At 37.5% G+C, this 18,077-nt stretch carries 13 protein-coding genes; 7 read left to right on the top strand and 6 right to left on the bottom strand.

What is annotated here, in order from left to right:
- The first annotated feature begins 107 nt into the window (after nucleotides 1-107).
- A complete protein-coding gene (locus ABID46_RS01000; protein WP_354505863.1) occupies nucleotides 108-1,847 on the top strand; it encodes an agmatine deiminase family protein in 1,740 nt (579 codons plus the stop codon).
- 108 nt (nucleotides 1,848-1,955) lie between these two features.
- Here ABID46_RS01000 and nadA read toward each other — a convergent pair whose 3' ends face one another.
- Both nadA and ABID46_RS00990 read right to left on the bottom strand, forming a co-directional pair.
- Nucleotides 1,956-2,960 (bottom strand): quinolinate synthase NadA, encoded by a 1,005-nt coding sequence (nadA, locus tag ABID46_RS00995; protein WP_354505860.1) that lies wholly within the window; start codon nucleotides 2,958-2,960, stop codon nucleotides 1,956-1,958.
- Nucleotides 2,961-3,069: 109 nt separating this feature from the next.
- Nucleotides 3,070-4,185, bottom strand: coding sequence for a C1 family peptidase (locus tag ABID46_RS00990; RefSeq protein ID WP_354505858.1), 1,116 nt, complete (start codon nucleotides 4,183-4,185; stop codon nucleotides 3,070-3,072).
- 94 nt (nucleotides 4,186-4,279) lie between these two features.
- Here ABID46_RS00990 and pyrF point away from each other — a divergent pair, with 94 nt between their 5' ends.
- On the top strand, nucleotides 4,280-5,629 hold the full coding sequence (gene pyrF, locus ABID46_RS00985; RefSeq protein ID WP_354505855.1) for an orotidine-5'-phosphate decarboxylase: 1,350 nt from the start codon (nucleotides 4,280-4,282) through the stop codon (nucleotides 5,627-5,629).
- Nucleotides 5,630-5,691: 62 nt separating this feature from the next.
- Here pyrF and ABID46_RS00980 read toward each other — a convergent pair whose 3' ends face one another.
- A complete protein-coding gene (locus ABID46_RS00980; protein WP_354505853.1) occupies nucleotides 5,692-6,279 on the bottom strand; it encodes a hypothetical protein in 588 nt (195 codons plus the stop codon).
- A gap of 74 nt (nucleotides 6,280-6,353) precedes the next feature.
- Between ABID46_RS00980 and ruvC the strand changes: the two genes are divergently transcribed.
- The 3 genes from ruvC to ABID46_RS00965 all read left to right on the top strand — a co-directional run bounded on the left by ruvC (nucleotide 6,354) and on the right by ABID46_RS00965 (nucleotide 9,895).
- Nucleotides 6,354-6,899, top strand: coding sequence for a crossover junction endodeoxyribonuclease RuvC (gene ruvC / locus ABID46_RS00975; protein WP_354505850.1), 546 nt, complete (start codon nucleotides 6,354-6,356; stop codon nucleotides 6,897-6,899).
- A 392-nt stretch (nucleotides 6,900-7,291) separates the two neighbouring features.
- Nucleotides 7,292-9,145: a M1 family metallopeptidase gene (locus tag ABID46_RS00970; protein ID WP_354505847.1), complete on the top strand. Its 1,854-nt coding sequence runs from the start codon at nucleotides 7,292-7,294 to the stop codon at nucleotides 9,143-9,145.
- Between the two features lie 3 nt (nucleotides 9,146-9,148).
- Entirely contained in the window at nucleotides 9,149-9,895 is a 747-nt protein-coding gene (locus ABID46_RS00965) for a type III pantothenate kinase (protein ID WP_354505844.1), read from the top strand.
- Nucleotides 9,896-10,328: 433 nt separating this feature from the next.
- Here the strand turns inward: ABID46_RS00965 and ABID46_RS00960 are convergent, their stop codons facing one another.
- Both ABID46_RS00960 and ABID46_RS00955 read right to left on the bottom strand, forming a co-directional pair.
- A complete protein-coding gene (locus ABID46_RS00960) occupies nucleotides 10,329-11,693 on the bottom strand; it encodes a DUF5689 domain-containing protein (protein ID WP_354505841.1) in 1,365 nt (454 codons plus the stop codon).
- A gap of 31 nt (nucleotides 11,694-11,724) precedes the next feature.
- Nucleotides 11,725-14,463, bottom strand: coding sequence for a carboxypeptidase regulatory-like domain-containing protein (locus tag ABID46_RS00955; RefSeq protein WP_354505838.1), 2,739 nt, complete (start codon nucleotides 14,461-14,463; stop codon nucleotides 11,725-11,727).
- A gap of 93 nt (nucleotides 14,464-14,556) precedes the next feature.
- Here ABID46_RS00955 and ABID46_RS00950 point away from each other — a divergent pair, with 93 nt between their 5' ends.
- Nucleotides 14,557-15,756, top strand: coding sequence for an endonuclease/exonuclease/phosphatase family protein (locus ABID46_RS00950; protein WP_354505835.1), 1,200 nt, complete (start codon nucleotides 14,557-14,559; stop codon nucleotides 15,754-15,756).
- Between the two features lie 70 nt (nucleotides 15,757-15,826).
- On the opposite strand, the gene ABID46_RS00945 is transcribed toward ABID46_RS00950, so the two are convergent.
- On the bottom strand, nucleotides 15,827-16,330 hold the full coding sequence (locus tag ABID46_RS00945) for a DUF2480 family protein (RefSeq protein WP_354505832.1): 504 nt from the start codon (nucleotides 16,328-16,330) through the stop codon (nucleotides 15,827-15,829).
- Nucleotides 16,331-16,387: 57 nt separating this feature from the next.
- On the opposite strand from ABID46_RS00945, the gene ABID46_RS00940 reads away from it, so the two are divergent.
- Entirely contained in the window at nucleotides 16,388-18,028 is a 1,641-nt protein-coding gene (locus ABID46_RS00940) for a hypothetical protein (RefSeq protein ID WP_354505830.1), read from the top strand.
- The last annotated feature ends 49 nt before the right edge of the window (nucleotides 18,029-18,077 follow it).

Raw genomic sequence — 18,077 nt, 5'->3', positions numbered from 1 at the left:
GGCGAAGGTAAAAAGGATTCTTTAGATTTTCTTCATTTACAACTTGTTAAATCTACAATTGGTTTTCATTATTTTGTAAATTAGCTTCTTTAACTAACACATTGACAATGAAATCATTTTACTTTAGATTAATCTTTTTTGGTCTTTTTTTGAGTTCATCTTTTTTGAATGCACAAGAAATTTTACCCAAAGGATTGACCGAACACGAACGAACCTTACTACCCAATTATCAATTTAGAGGAAATCTCGTAACGCCACCACCGGCACAAGAAGTGCGAACCTCTGCACAATGGGAAGAAGTGGAATACGTAGTGATCCGCTGGACACCTGAATTTCAAAACATTCAAAGGCAAATTGTAGCAGCAGCTGTTGATGAATGCAAAGTTTTGATTGCAACCCAAAATCAAGCTTCCGTTCAATCCTATTTGACTTCCAATGGAATTGATTTGACGAATGTCGAATTCTTAAATGCGCCTTCCAATAGTATTTGGATTCGTGATTATGCAGGAAATACGGTCTATACCAACGATGTAGGAGAACGCGCCTTGGTGGACTGGATTTACAATCGACCTCGTCCAGCCGATAATTTATTGCCGACGTATCATGCGACACACGTTGGGGTTCCTTTATATGTGACCGATACGGCACCTGCTGATTTGGTCAATACAGGCGGAAATTTCATGTCAGACGGAATGGGGAATGCCTTTGCTTCTGAATTGATTTTGCACGAAAATCAAGCGGGAAATCCGTATGGAGTTTCTACGAAATCAGAAGAGCAAGTTGACCAGATTTTAGAGGATTATATGGGAATTGATTCCTATCGTAAAATGACCGTTTTGCCCTATGATGGCATTCACCACATTGACATGCATATGAAATTGTTGGACGAAGAAACGATTTTGGTAAGCGAATATCCAACGGGAATTGCAGACGGACCTCAAATTACCGAAAATATTGAATACATCACGACTAATTTTCAAACCCCATTTGGAAATAATTACGACATTAAATGGATTCCAGCGCCTCCAAGTCCAACTGGTCAACATCCGCACAATGGTGGAGCATATAGAACTTATACAAACGCGGTCATCATCAACAAAACGATTTTGGTTCCTACCTATCGACCGGAAGTGGACGAAGAAGCACTGGAAATTTGGCGCGACGCCATGCCGGGTTATCGTGTAGTTGGAATTGATGTGGACAACAATGGCGAAAATTTGATCAATTTAGGCGGAGCGATTCATTGCATTACGCATACCATTGGAGTTGAAAATCCGCTTTGGATTGTCCACGAAAAAGTGCGTGATCTTGCATCCAATGTGAACATTCCTTTTGAAGCGCAAATCAAGCATAGTTCAGGGATTGAAGCAGCAAAAATTTTCTGGAAAAAAGAAGGTGATTCAGAATTCCAAGAATTGTCTTTGACAAATTCTTCTGGAGATAATTGGACAGCAACCTTGACGGCACCAAGCGATGCGGAAACTATCCATTATTACATTTGGGCAGAAGCCAATTCAGGGAAAACCTTAACGCGCCCTTTGCCAGCTCCAGAAGGATTTTGGACATTTAACATAACCTCAATGGGATCTGAAGAATGGTTGAAAAACGCCATTCGTGGACCTTATCCGAATCCAGCCAAAAACAAAGTACATTTTGATTTGAAAGACATCAACGGAAAAGTCAAAGTGAAATTTCATACCGTTTTAGGTCAAAGTTTGATGGAAAGAGAAATCGAAAATCCAAATGGTCGCGTGACACTAAATCTGAATTCATCATGGAAAGGAGTTTATTTGGTGAGCTTTGAAGGCGAATTTGGGAAAATTACCAAGAAATTGATAGTGAAGTAATAGTAAACTTAAAAGCCTTGTCAAAGTTTCAAATCTTGACAAGGCTTTCTTTATTTTTTAGATAAATCTTTTAAATAGACTTCCAACATCCATCATCCAACTTCCAACTTACTTCACCTTCGCAGACAATTCCAACATGCGATTGATGGACTTTAAAGCTTTTACACGCAATTCTTCATCGATTTGGATTTCAGGTAATTCGTATTTCATGCACAAATACAATTTCTCCATCGTGTTACGTTTCATGTAGAAACATTCGCTACAATTACAAGATTCATCCTGTGTCAAAGCCGGAATCAATTTTTTATGCGGAGCCAATTTTCTCATTTCATGAAGAATTCCTTCTTCCGTTGCGATGATGAATTCTTGTGCTTCGTCTTGTGCAACATAATCCAATAATCGGGAAGTTGAACCGATGAAATGCGCCATACGCAAAACAGGCTCTTCTGATTCTGGATGCGCAATCAATTTCGCATTGGGATTTTCAGCCATTTGCTTGGCGATTCTTTCCAAAGAAAAAGCTTCATGCACCATACAAGCGCCGTCCCATAAAATCATGTTTCGTCCTGTTACTTGGTTCAAATAACGACCTAAATTTTTATCGGGAGCAAAGATGATTTTTTGATCTTCAGGAAGCGAATTGATGATTGTTTCGGCATTGGAAGAAGTGACGATGATGTCACTTTCTGCTTTTACGCCAGCATCACAATTGATATAACTCACGACAATTGAACCTGGATGTTCTTCACGAAACGCACGCAATCCTTCGCCTGTACAAGAATCTGCCAAAGAACAACCCGCCAAAACATCGGGTAAAACCACTTTTTTGGTTGGATTCAAAATTTTCGCCGCTTCGGCCATGAAATGAACACCGCAAAAAACAATCATATCGGCATCGGTATCGGCTGCAGCACGTGCCAATTGCAGACTGTCACCCAAAAAATCGGAAATATCTTGAATTTCTCCAGGCTGATAATAATGCGCCAAAATGATGGCATTTTTTTCTTTGCGAAGTCGGTTGATTTCAGCTACCAAATCAATTCCTTCTGGAATTTCCATGTCCAAATATCCTTTGATAGGTAGTGTCGATACTGCTTTTTCTATTGTTTGCATCTTATTTTTCGTCAAGTTCTATTGGAAGAAAGCAAGTTTCATTCCGATTATTTATTTAATGTTTGGTATTCAGAATTAAATCTACCATCTACTTTCGTAAATCTACTAATTATTGAATTCCCAATTTCTTTTTCAAATCTTTGCTCAAAGCATCTTTGTGAACCATAAAGGCAATCGATTTCATGCGCATAAAAGCAGCTGACATATATACGTCTCCGCCATTGGCCAAATCAGAACCCCAAGAATTTTTCACATCGTAATATTGATTGCCCAATTGATCCTTCAAGATTCCTGTGATATGCATCAAATGGTCGTCTACTGTAGTGAAATTCTCAAAATTCTTCTGTCTTTCCTCGGCAGTTGCCCATTTCTCAGGAAGTAATACTTTGAAATAATCTTCTTTTTTCCCTTCCAATGGTAAAATCGCTAAACCTTGTTTTGCGCTAAAGGTTGGTTCGCTCACATCGGAACTAAAGGAAAGTGTAAATCCTTTGTTCAAAGCGTCATTCATTAATTGCATGTATTCATCTAGGGGCAGATTGTAAAAAGATCCGTTAGAGAAATTATCGGGAATGCTCAAAACAAAAGGTTTGTAATAAGGAACATGGGTGAAAGAGGAAAACGAAACATAATCGTCTGGATTAATTTTCAAAAATTCCGCAAACTGATGAGGTGTATAGGTTTTTCCTTCGAATTGGAAACTAGTAGGCTCTTTTCCTAAATATTCGTCCAAAATCGCATCGAATTCCTTTTGCCAATTCTCGTGTAAGAAAGCTTTCTGGTGATTCACCAAATTTTCCACATAAGCAGTTAATTTCGCTACCATAATTGAATGATCATGTTTTTCCGCATCGGGCGATAATCCTAAGTATTCTGCATGTGGTACCACACCACCTTTTCGGACAGCATTCATCACATCATGCGCCAATCCACCTTCTGAAAACTGCGCTTTTCCTTGTCGGTACACATAATTATAGGCTTTGTCGGGATAGGTGTTTTTTACGATGTACATTTCCGATAAATCGATGGATTTGCCAGTGATTCGTTTCACTTCTGATTCTAAAAAAGAGATTGTCGCATAACTCCAACAAGTTCCCGTTTGGCCCTGATTCAATACAGATGTATGATCGTTATTCACAATTGGTGTGAATTGGTACTCATTTATATTTTGTCCCCAAAGGATTGAACTCAATAAAAATGAGGAGATTATGGTGATTTTTTTCATTTCTGTGTATTTTGTGAATAAATATATGAAACTCCTTCTGGAAAGAGAAGCGTAAAAATAGGAAATCTTTTAACTTTGCTCAAACCTTTCAGTCATGCAACAACGTGAAGATTTTCTTCTAAAAGCTTACGAACTCGGAATCATAAAATTCGGGAATTTTACATTAAAAAGTGGGATCGAATCACCGTTCTACGTTGACCTTCGTCCACTATCATCTAGTCCTCAACTTTTAAAAACTTTGGCCAATAATCTATTGGAATTGGCAGATGATGCACCTTATGATTTAATTTGTGGTGTGCCATATGCTGCTTTGCCAATGGGAACCACCATGAGTTTGGCAAGTGGAACGCCTTTGATTATCAAACGAAAAGAAAACAAAGGATACGGAACCAAGCGAATGGTAGAAGGTGTCTATGAAGACGGACAAAACTGTTTGTTGGTAGAAGACGTGATCACCAGTGGTCAAAGTTTATTGGAAACGATTGATGAAATCGAACGCGAAGGACTAAATGTTACCGATTGTGTCGTGGTTTTGGACCGTGAACAAGGCGGAATTGAAAAATTAAAGAAAAAAGGATACACGGTCAAAACTTTGTTTACCATCAACGAAGTAATTGAAATCTTGCACCGTTACCATCGTTTGAGCGATGGAGAATTGAGTCGTGTGAAAAACTTCTTGAACAATCCTCCAGCACCACCAGAAGTAAAAAGAGTTCCATTGGAACAAAAACAAATTCAGCATCCAGTTGGAAAACGTTTGGTGGATATTGCATTGAAAAAGAAATCCAATTTGATTGCGTCTGCAGATGTGATTACAACGGCTGAATTATTGAAATTAGCAGAAGAAGTAGGAGATCATGTAGTCGCTTTGAAATTGCATACCGACATCATCAAAGATTTCAGCATGGATTTCATCGAAAACTTGAAGAAAATTGCGAAAGAAAAGGACTTCTTGTTATTTGAAGACCGCAAATTCGCTGATATCGGAAATACACAAGAATTACAATATAAAGAGGGAATTTACAAAATTGGCTCTTGGGCAGATATGATCACCTCGCATGTGATTGCGGGTGAAGAAAGTTTGAAAGTATTTGACAACGTAGGAGTCGTTGCCATCGTGGAAATGTCCTCCAAAGGAACCTTGACCGATGATTATTACATCGGAAAAGCTTTGAATGTAGCAGAATCAGCACCCAATGTCATGGGAGTTGTGGCGCAACGCAAAGTGTCTGATGATTTGTTGTTGTTCACACCAGGCGTAAATATCAGCACAAGCGGAGACAACAAAGGACAACAATACAATACGCCAGAGCGTGTTATGAGAGGCTATCATACCGATTTCATGATTGTGGGTAGAGGAATTTACCAATCTGCCAATCCAAAAGAAGTCGCGCAAGAATACCAATCTTTAGGTTGGGCAGCGTATGAGGCTAGTTTAAGTTAATACTGAATTGAACATAGGCAAAAAGCGATTAGGAGTTGATCTTCTAATCGCTTTTTTTTCTTTTAGTTGTTTTCAAATTCTGTTGCCAATTTAACCAAACTATTAGCGTCGAAATCATCTTTCAAAACAGATAGGTTAAAAGAAGTGTCTTTTAAATAATTTCGAAGCTGATTTGAATCAAGAAACCTTCCTTTGTTGTTGGAATTTATTTTCCCAATAGGCACCGAAAACTCTTTTCCATTCAAGAAAATATAATAATTCGTAGAAGTAATTTTACCGGTAACTCGATTGTTTTCGAAATAGGGTTTGTACCCGACAATAATGGAAATCTTTTCACCTTCAAAAATGGTTTCGGCAAAAATATCAATGGGCTTGTTTTTTCCTTTCTTATCGACTGGAAGTTTCTTCAAAATCAATTCTCGACCCTCCATTTGATAGGAAATGCTGGCGACATTTTCAGAATTGGCAAGCAATACATTGTGGGTTTCAGAATTGGCAGATTTCAATTTGAACCTTTTTTGTTCTTCGTCTACCACAAAAGTTTTGGTTTCTATTCGTTCCCCTGACTTCATTTCAACAATAGCATTATGCCATTGAGCAGATGCGAAACTTGTGATTAAAAGGATTAAGAAAGTTAGGATTTTCATCATTTGGGATTTTGATTAAGAATTTTAAATATAACCAATTAAACCTATAATTCAATCTCAAAGATTAAATTTGCAGTATGGAGAAAATTATTCTGGGAATTGACCCTGGAACAACCGTGATGGGATTTGGGCTAATCAAAGTCGAAAACAAAAAAATGCAAATGATTTTGTTGGACGAATTGTTGTTGCACAAATACGATTCGCACGAATTGAAACTCAAAAAGATTTTCGAACGAACGCTTTCCATCATCGATACCTATCATCCAGACGAACTAGCAATTGAAGCACCTTTTTTCGGTAAAAACGTTCAATCGATGTTAAAGTTGGGGAGAGCGCAGGGCGTTGCCATGGCAGCTGGTTTGTATCGGGAAGTTCCAATTACCGAATATTCGCCAAAGAAAATCAAACAATCCATCACCGGAAACGGAAATGCTTCCAAAGAAATGGTAGCAGGAATGCTAAAGAATTTATTGAATTTAAAAGAGATTCCGAAGCGTCTTGATTCCACCGATGGATTAGCGGCTGCTGTCTGCCACTATTTCAATATGGGGTCAGAAACCGCTCCGAAATCTTATTCTGGATGGGATGCTTTCGTAAAGGCAAATCCCAATCGAAAAGCTTAAATCTTACTTATCATCTTTTTTCTCTTTTTTGTTGTGCGTGGTATGTTTGCCTTTGTTCATTTGTTCCTCTCTTTCTCGACTATCTAAATCGTCTTTGTTTTGTGGACGTTTGATGAGGTTGGTTTGTTTCGGATTATTGGGGTTACTTGGGATTATAATCGTTTGTTTTTTGGTGAAACTTGATTTTAACTTCCTTAAAGTTCATTCATTCGGAAACCTAAAAGAAGAATTTTCTTCAAATTTTAGCGTGAATTTAACGTTGCAAATTCCATTCTATTAAAATCCGTTAAAGAAATTAAGAAGATAGAGTTGGGTTTTATTTGAATTGAGAAGAATTGAATCGATTCAAATTTGTTGAAAATTCGTAAGTTTAGCCACAAATGAATTAGGATATGAATAAAATTAGTTTTCTTTTGATTTTTACTTTGTTCTGTGCCAATCTTTTTGGTCAAAGAGCAGGTTATTGGCAGCAAGCGGTGGACTATAAAATGGACATCAATGTGGACGAAATAAAGTTTCAGTATGATGGGAAGATGACGTTGAAATACACCAACAATGCGCCAGAAACGCTTAAGAAAGTGTATTTCCATTTGTACTACAATGCCTTTCAACCAGGAAGCGCCATGGATCATCGATTGGTCAACATTGCAGATCCAGACGGACGTATGGTGATCAAATCAGGAACAAAAGAAAATCCGATTATCCAAAGTAAAATTGCTCAATTGAAACAAGAAGATCAAGGGTTTCACCAAATCAAATCCATCAAACAAAACGGAAAAACCCTTAAATACAAAGTTTCGGGAACCATTTTGGAAGTAGAATTGGCAGAGGCTATGGCGCCCAATACTACCACGATATTAGACATGGAATGGTTGGCTCAAATTCCACAAATCATCAGAAGAGGAGGGAAGAACACAACCGAAGGAGTAGATTTCTCCATGACGCAATGGTATCCAAAGATGGCACATTATGATGAGTTCGGATGGCATTTGGACGAATACATCGGACGCGAATTCATTGCACCATTTGGTGATTTCGATGTAAAAATTCATATCCAAAAAGACTATGTAATTGGTTCTTCTGGGAAATTGCAAAATCCAACAGAAGTAAAAGGATACCTTTCTGGAGCAAAAATAAAAGAGACCAAAGGAAAAGCAACTTGGCATTTCTTTGCCAAACAAATTCATGATTTCGCTTGGGCAGCAGACAAAGATTTTATTGTAAGCAAACAACAGGTTCCAAATGGACCAGAACTATATTTCGTTCGTCAAAATGATGATAGTATTGCCAAAAACTGGGCAGATGCAGAAATTCCAACGGTGAAATTTTTCCAATACATGGACACTCATTTTGGTGAATACCCATGGGATACGTATACCGTTGTTCAAGGTGGAGACGGTGGTATGGAATATGGTACGGTTACTTTAATTACAGGTAAACGAAACTTTGAAAGTTTAGTAGGAGTCATTTTCCACGAAGTCGCACATGCTTGGTACCAACATTTATTTGGATTCAACGAAACGGTTGACGAATGGATGGATGAAGGCTTCGGTAGCTATGCAGAACATATTGCGTATTTAGAAATTTTCAACAAACCAATTGAGTCCAATCCAAATTGGGGAGCTTACGAAGGTTATTTTGACTTAGCAAAATCAGGTGTAGAAGAACCGATGAGTTTGTTGGCAGATTATTACAACTACAACTATGCATACGGAGTTCAAGCTTATGTAAAAGGACAAGTATATTTGATTCAATTGGAATACATTATTGGAAAAGACAATTTGAAAAAGGTATTCCATGAATTCTACAAACAATGGAAATTTAAACATCCAACTCCCAACGATTTCAAACGTGTTGCAGAAGAAGTTTCGGGCATCAATTTGAAATGGTACCAAAACCTTTTTGTCAATACGACTAGAGTCATCAATTACGGAGTAAAAGCAGTGAACAACAAAGAAATTCATTTGGAAAACATGAGCAATTTCAACATGCCGATTGATTTGTATGTAGAGTATGCAGATGGCTCCAAAGAATTGTTCTACATCCCAGCATTGGAAATGCGTGGTGAGAAACCAGTGGAAAACTTTGATTTATACAAAGGAGTAAAACGTACGGTTGTAGAACCATGGAAATGGACAACGCCAGATTATAAAGTGAGCGTCAACAAAGAAGTAAAACGCGTCATCATTGATCCAACCAAACGTTTAGCAGACATTGATTATTCCAATAATACTTACGTAAAATAAAAGATGTTATTAGCAGTCAACATAGGAAATACAAATGTACGTTTTGCCGTTTTTAAAGACGATGAAGACATTATTTCCTGGACCATCAATACCAAACCTTATCGTACCGAAGACGAGTGCTATGCCAAATTCAAAAGTATGTACAGTCCGTTTGGGTTAAAGAAGGAGGACATCACCAAAATTGTGATTGGTTCCGTTGTGCCTCCGCTTACCGCAGCCGTAGCCAATTCTTTGGAGCGAATTCATAAAATTACGCCACAGGTTGTAGACCGCACAACACCATCTTCGGTGACGCATCAGTCCAAACAAATGGGGACTGATTTGTATGCTAATGCCGTGGCGGCTCAAGAACTGTACAAAGGCAAAAAGATAGTCATCGACTTTGGAACTGCTTTGACTTTTACGGGAATTGACGAAAACGGAAACACCATGGGCGTAGCCATTGCACCAGGCATTCAGACTGCTTTGAATTCTTTGGTAGGCGAAACCGCACAACTTCCCGAAATTGAACTCAAAGAACCTGAACGTGTTTTAGGATTTGATACCGTAACTTGTATGCAGAGCGGTATGGTCTACGGATTCGTTGGGATGGTTGAAGGGATGATTGACCGCATCAACAAAGAAGTCAACGACGATTGTCATGTCATTGCTACGGGCGGACTTAGTTTTGTCTATGCGCCTTTGACCAAAAAAATCCACGTACAAGACGCATTGCACACCATCAAAGGATTAAAATTTTTATACAAATAAATTAGTGGTTTAATGGAAGGAGCGGGCAGAGATGTCCGCTTTTTTTATTATTAACCCAATTATTGTTTTCCTCATAAATCAGAATTGGAGCGTGCGCATTTTTTGTCCGAAATGGCACAAAAACTGGTCAAGCTCTCGGCACTCGCTTTCCCGAAAACTATCGGGAAGAGCTCAAACCTAACGAAGTGGTTCGACGTAGTCAAACAAATGCCTCCATCCCTCACGCAGTTTTGTTATCAACTAAAAGGAGGATATTGGGACAAATCAAACAGAAAAAAATATTGGGCATCCAGTTTTGATTAGTTCAAAGTGGAGCGCCAAGGGAAATAGAAGAAATATGACTATATATTTATTTTAGAAAATTTAAAACACAAAAAAACCGCCTCATTCAATTGAACAAGGCGGTTTTGTATTTTCATTTAACTAATGAATATTAGTCAATTTTGATGTTGTCAATATGCAAATTGTAGGTAGTGCCTGAACCTGCTTTCATTGCCAATAGGTCATTTGCAGTATTCAACGTCATACCTGTAATATCCAAGGTAACCAATCTCCATTCATTGTTGGTATTGATTGCCCCAGTGTACTGGTTGTTTGCAGAAGTTGTCAACGTCTTGTTAGAAGAGTTTAACTCACCTACATTGTAATAAACACGTCCAGCAGCTGTATCCAAGTTAAAAGACAAAGATTTGTTTGAAGAACCTTTGATCCACATGGTGATTTTTGTTGCATTTGCAGGAATTGTAGCAGCAGAAGCTTTCACAGTAAATACATATGGGTTGGTATCTCCAGTTGTTCCGTTAAAATGGAAAGAGTTTGATCCATCACGACCAGTTCCGATTCCTTGTACAGCTAATCCTGAAGTCAAACCATATTGGTTCAAAGAAGCTAAGAAATTTGCCCAGTTTTCGAAATCAGCACCGTTGAATAAGAAATTAGCAGCTTCTTGGTCGTTGTCACCACCTCCGCCGCCACCGTCTCCAACATCGAAACGTGGTTGATCAAATTGTACATCAGATGTATCACGGATGTAGAATTGCCATGTGCTGTTGTATTTGCTCATTACCCCAGTGATTCTTCCACTTCCTTCTGGTAATAAATCTCCTGCGAAATCTGCAAAGCTAGAGTTACGTAAGATGATTTCGTTTCCTTCCGCATCTTGTAACGTACGGTTTGTTGTTTGGTTTGGCTCAGAATAAGTACTTCCCAATTCAGCTTGTACAAACTGAACACCTTCCAATGTAACCAATGTGTTCACATTGTTGTTGTTCAAAACAGAAGTGATTCCTTGGAATACTCTTGGAGTTAATGAAGTATCATCATCACAGGCTCTTTTTACATGGTCAGCTACCAAAATTTCAGCCAATTGACCTACTCCACCTTGGTAAGTTCCACCTACTTTGTAAACTCCGTTTGTAATACCACCGTTAATTCCGTTCAATTTTACACGAACTTTAGATCCGATTGGGAAGTTGTTGAACAAACTTACTTTGTTCAATTCTACTTGAATCCCTTTTGTTGGATTTTCACGGCTATCTTGTAATGAAATCGTTTTGTAGAAATTTCCAGTTTCGTCACTTGAAATCACATATCCTTCAAATACGATTTCTTCACCATCTGCTGGGAAAGTGTACAAAGAAGAACTTCCAATTTCTGCAATTACTTCAGAAATGGTTCTGTTGGTTGTCCATTCTTCACTACAAATATATTGTTCAAATGGAGGAGTTGCATAGTCATCATCTTTTACGCAGGAATTTAATAATAGAATTGCTGCGAATGCTGTTAGTATATTTTTCATATTTAAAATATTCATTGTTTAAAATTAAGAATTAAAAGCGGAAGTATACGTTTAAGAAGTAGCTAATTCCTTGGTCATACCACATTTTAGGACCAAAGGTTGTACGGTAGTTTTCGTCCAACATATTTTGGTAGCTACCTCCTCTCATTTGTTCAAATCCACTGGTGATGTAGTTTTTGTTGTTCAATACATTGTTAACGGTACCGCTGATACCCATATTGTATTTTCCAAAACGGAATGTTTTACCAACATTCACATTTAACATAAACTCATCGGTTGTTTGATGTTGTTTCAATAAACTACGTAATGTACCTTCATCAATAAAGTTCGTATCTGGGTTGTTTGCCAAATCAGCAAAATCTCTTGTTCTGTTAAATGGAGAAACGTCAAAATAGTTTGCCATCAAGTAGTTTCCACTAACACCCAACCACCAGTAGTTTGGACTACGGTATTCGATTCCTAATGAATATCCTTGTTGAGGTCCGTTTGACAATTTATAGTCTTTCAAATACGTCTTTCCGAAATCTTTGTATCCGCCAGTTAAATCATCAGAGAACAAGTAGTAATCTGGATTGTTGTTGTAGGTATATTGACCAATTGACGCAACAGCTGTTACTGAAATTGCAGTTGTCACTTGCGCTTCAATCGCCAATTCAGTTCCGAAATATTGTTTGTCAACACCGTTTAACAATTCAGCCGCGAAATAAGTTTGCGCTTCATTGTCGATGTATCCAAATGATTTTTCCATTTCATCTTTAGCCAACGTATAGAAACCTGTCGCTTTTGCTTTCACTCTTGGTGCACGGTAGATGTACGATAATTCTCCAGACATTATTTGTGCATTTTTCAAATCTGGCACAGATAAGCTGTTTCCTCTTGCGTTTACGAAAACTTCGTCAGCCGTTGGAGCATTTGTGCTATATTGACCGTTCAAGGCGATGAAATTTCTTCCGTCAAATTTGAATAAGAAATTCGTTTTCACCCCAAAGTTCCAGAAATCGTAAGTTTTACTTTTTCCGTAAGAATCATTCATATACAAATAGTGTTGGAAGTTTCCTTCACGGTAGAATGACGTATTGGAAACTGTTGCTCCAAATGTCCAAGTCAACCAATCCCAATTTGCTTTGGTTTGAATAAAGAAATCAGCGTATTGACGGTTGATTTCATAATCGTATTCATAACGATCTCCTTCTTTCACTTCTCTGTCTGGATTCATAGAGTCAAACTGACCCGATTGACCAGCATCTGCAAAATCATCTACGTTTGAGAAGAAATTTCCTCCCAACAAATCAGCGATTTCACGGTAGTTTTCAGATTTTGTGTTTTGGTACGTAACAGCCATTACTAAATCGATGTTGCTTTCGATTTTCGTTTTGAAATTGGTACTAACTGTTAAGGTTTTGTCATCTTGAAAATCTTCAGCCAAAACATAAGCAGCAGATTTACCCGCTAAGTTTCTTAAATGGTTCATCCCATACAAACTTGTCCAATCCAATTGTCCAAAGCTTCCATCTTTCCACATATTGGTAAACATTTCAGCCATTGCTGGATTGTCTTGTCCTGATTGTAAATAAAAGCTCGGCATGTTACGGTAGTAAGTAGGAGAAGGATTGTTGGCTTTGTACCAGTCCAATCTTGTTCCAGAATCAGAACCCATTTGGTAGGCTACGGAAGTCAATAATTTTGAATTGTTTCCGATGTTCCAGTGGTGCGTTAACATAGCAATTGGCTCGTGTGTTTTACGTACACGTTCGCTTCTTTTTTCACCATCTTGCCATCCCCAATATGAGTTGTAATCAGTACCTGCTAAATCGTATACTTCTTGAGTATTTGGACTGTTGGTCGCTCTTCTGTTTGGTGCTCCAAAAGCTGTCAAATGCAAGGTGTGACGATCATTGAATTTTTTCTCTACACCTAAATAATAAGCCCAAGCATCGTAGAATGTTCCTTCAATTCTTCCCTCTTCAGCCCATCTTCTTGAACCCGAAACGGTGAATCCCCATCCGTTGTTCATCAAACCTGTGTTGTAGGTTGCCATTACACGGTTTCTGTAAGAACGGTTGGTAAATGAATATGATAAACTTGTTCTTTTTGGTAAAGTAGAAGGACGTGTATCGAAATTGGTAACACCTCCGATATCACCTAAAGCTGTTGAACTTGGCTCTAAACCATACGTCAATTCAGACGGTCTTCTGGTAATGTCGTTCAAACCTCCCCAGTTGTTAAATGTTACTCGACCATTGTCGATTTTGTTCATTTTTACACCGTTGAAAAATACGTCATTGTATTTGTTGTCGTACCCTCTTACGCGGAACCAATATGCTCCTAAATCATACGCAGCGGTAGAAGCAAATACATCTTGAGAGGATTGCAATAATCCAACAGAAGATTGAGAGCTTGATTCATCATCATCTAACTCATCCTCGGTTAATGTAATCACACCCAAAGTGTCACTGATTGGATTGAATTGAACGTTCAAATCACCCAATTCAATTCTGTTTTCATTTCCAACCATTAAAGGTTGTTCCATACGCGAATATCCTGTTCCAGATATACGAATCGTATAGGTTCCTGGTTTCACATCGACAAATTGGAAATAACCAATTCTGTCTGTTCTCACTTCCTCACCTGTTTCGACTAACAATACAGATAAATCATACACTTCTTTACCGGTTGATGCATCTTTTACAATACCCGATACTCTTGTTTGACCCATCAATGCTATTCCCATCAGAATGACAAAGACTACACTTAATAATAATTTATTCATTCAACGAATTTTTATCTTTACTTTTGTGCTTTTAAAAAAGTTACCTCAGTAAAATTTGAGGGCACAAATGTAATAAATATTATGATGTCAAAAATGAATAAATCATTAAGCTTCTTAACATTGTTGATGTTATTGCTTTCTCTTGATGCTTTTGGACAGCAAAAGTTTAAAGCTGCCGCCGTAGGATTCTACAATTTGGAAAACCTATTTGATACGGAAGCCTCTGTAGGTTATATAGATGGAACTCGCTCTCCAAACGATCCTAATTACCACATTTCGATTAAGGCAAGCGATATTTCGAAGTACGATACCGTTGCTTATAGAGGGAGTTATACCTATGAAAATTTAGAAGGTAAAAAGATCATTCGTCCTTTAATTTTGCAAACGGAAGAATTTCATCCGAATGGGAAAAAAGTTTGGACCAAAGAACGCTACAACCAAAAGTTGAAAAACTTATCAGAAGTAATTGCGGAATTAGGAAAAACTGATACTCAAACGGCACCCGTAATCGTAGGTCTTTGCGAAATTGAAAACAAAGAAGTGGTAGAGGATTTGATCAATCAACCAGCCTTGAAACGTTTTGATTATGGGGTGGTTCATTTCAATTCAATGGATGCTCGTGGAGTGGATGTTGCGTTAATTTACCAAAAGAGTCGTTTTCAAGTGACCAAAGCGAAACCATATTTTGTGGAAATTTTTCATAGCGACGGATACAGACAGTACACACGTGATATTTTGCGTGTAACAGGTATGTTGGATGGTGAGGAAATTACCTTTTTGGTGAATCACTGGCCTTCTCGTAGTGGAGGAGAACAAGTAAGTATGCCGAAGCGTAAGAAAGCAGCTGAAGTTATGAAAGGAATTTTTGATGAAATCCGTGCCGAAGACCCTAACGCGAAAATCATCGCTATGGGTGACTTCAATGATGACCCAACAAGTCCTTCTATCAAACAAGTAATGGGAACTGAAGGTAAAAAAGAAAGAGTGAAAAATGCTGACATCTTCAATCCAATGGAAGCCATGTTCAAAAAAGGAATGGGAACTTTGGGATATAGAGATTCTTGGAATTTGTTTGACCAAATTTTGGTAACGGGAACTTTAGTGGAGAACAACAAAAAATTTGATTCTTACAAAGTATTCAAAACAGCTATATTTTCTGCTCCTTACTTGATCACTCCAGAAGGACAATACAAAGGGTATCCATTCAGAATGTACGGTGGTGACACCTTCTATGCAAAAGGATACAGTGATCACTTCCCAGTGTATACAATTTTATTGAGAGAGATGAAATAATCCTTTCGTACCGATATAAAAAAATGCCTTGAGTTCATCAAGGCATTTTTTATAAGTTGAAAACTGGGTTTTATTTCTTCTTCAGCAAAGGAACAGTGCTACAAGCTTCTCCGTACATTAAGGATTGAATATGCGGTTGAATTTTTTCGACTAACAAAATATAAGCCGCATCTGGTACGGGCTTTCGACTGCATCCTTTCACAATGATTTTTTTGTTTTCAAATGCCGAAACATCCAGATTGGAAATGATTTCTTGGTACAGAGAAGTTTCCAAGTCGACCAAATTTCCTTTCACAATACGTTTAGCAAAAGGTTGTAAATGAGTGGCAACCAACAAAAATGCCCATGAAGGAATGATGGCATCGGTTGTACAATCCAAGGCAACATAGGCATCTTGATATTGTGACCAATCGTGATTCTTTAAATTCTCGCGAAAGACTTTTTCCTTTAAAATCAATTCTTCCCACAAAAAATCCTTAAGGTCAAACACCATTCGTCTACCTTCTGGGTAAAACTCTTCTAAATCGATCGTGACCAAAGGACTATTGGCAACTCTGTTAATGATTTCGTCCATTTTTAAGAAAAATCTAATTACTTTTAGAAATGTAAAATTACAAAGAAAAAACCATCCATGAGGAAATCTGGATTTCTAGCAGTTTTAATTACTGTTCTTATAATTCTACCAACTTTAACCTTATATGCTCAATCGGACTCCAAAGATGAGGTTCAATCTTTGATCGATTCTGCTATTTCCAAAATGTATCAGAAAGACCATGTGCAATCTTTGGGAATGCTTGTGGAAGCAAAATCTATTTCCAATCAAAAAAAATTGGCACAACAAGAATTTATGGCAACCAACAACATTGCGGCCAATTATTTCATGATGTCCGATTTTGGAGAAGCCTTAAATTTCTATTTGGAAGCCTACGATATCGCGATCAAACACGATAACAAAGACAACATCATGGCGGTCTTGAACAATATTTCCATTTTGTATCTCCATGAGCGAAAAATGGACAAGGCGTATGAATACTTTCATAAAGCCTATGAATTGGCCTTGGAAACACAGAATCAGGAAAAAATGGCCATTTATGCAACCAATCTGGCCTTGGTTTTAAACAAAATAGGACGACTAGAAGAATCATCTCAATTCATCAAAATAGCCGAAAAAAGCGCTACTGAAAATTCAAATTTCAAAGAAATCATAGAAATGGCCATTGCCGAAAACAATCTCTTTCAAGGAAATTTGGATTTGGCCTTTCAGCAATCTCAAAATGTGTTGCAAAAACTAATTGGTAAAAGACATGTCGAAAATAGAGTGTTTACTCATCTGATTTTGGCTCAAGTCTACATGGAGAAAAATCAATTAAAAGAAGCAGAAAATCAGGTGGCATTAGCACTTCAAGATGCAAATTCTACAGAATCAAAAATAGATTGCTATAAGATTTTGGTCAAAATTTTCACTAAGGGAAATGATTGGAAAAATGCCATCAGTTATCAAGATAGCATTATCGTTTCTCAAGATTCTTTGGGCCGTAAAAGAAGTTCTATGTACTATGAAAATGGTAAAATCAAATTTGAAATTCAGAACTATCGATACGATTTAGAACAAAGCAACCGCAAAGTCAAGTCCTCTCAATATCTCATTTATACGATCTCAATTGCGAGTTTGTTGATTATGCTGATTGGATTTTGGGCGTTTCGCGTAAACGGAATCAAATTCAAACAAAAGGAAAAAATTGCAGAATTGGAATTGGCCAAAGAAAAAGCTGATAATTTATTGTTGGAAAAGCAACTCAAAGAAAAAGAAGTTTTTGCAAGTTTGGAATATGAACGATTAAAAAATGAATTGGAAAAGAAAAACAGGAAATTGGCAACTAGGGCATTGCAATTATCCAACAAGAACGATGTCATTGAAGAAGTTATCAAGATGGTGAGTTCTCTTCCTGAATTTTCCAAAAATGAAGCTCTTAAACGAAATTTAATGGATTTGAAAATCCAATTGAAAAATGAAAACCAATTGGAATCCTTCTTTACGCACTTTGAAGAAGCCAATCCAGAATTCATCCATCGATTGCAACAAAAGCATTCCGATCTCAATCCAAATGAAATTCGATTCATCACTTATGTGTATATGAACTTAAACAATAAGGAAATTGCATCTTTATTAAATATTACTCCTCAATCTACGCGAAAAAGAAAAGAAAGAATTTCCAAAAAGTTAAATCTTCCAGATGGAGGAAATTTATATACTTATTTAACAGGTATTTAGCTTCATTTCTCTCCTAGTCTTGTCACAAAATGTCGCAGGTATTTACAAC

The organism is Moheibacter stercoris (genome assembly GCF_040545805.1).
GTDB classification, from domain to species: domain Bacteria; phylum Bacteroidota; class Bacteroidia; order Flavobacteriales; family Weeksellaceae; genus Moheibacter; species Moheibacter stercoris.
Note: the sequence above shows the minus strand (reverse complement) of the source record. Positions and strands in the feature narration are given on the sequence as shown.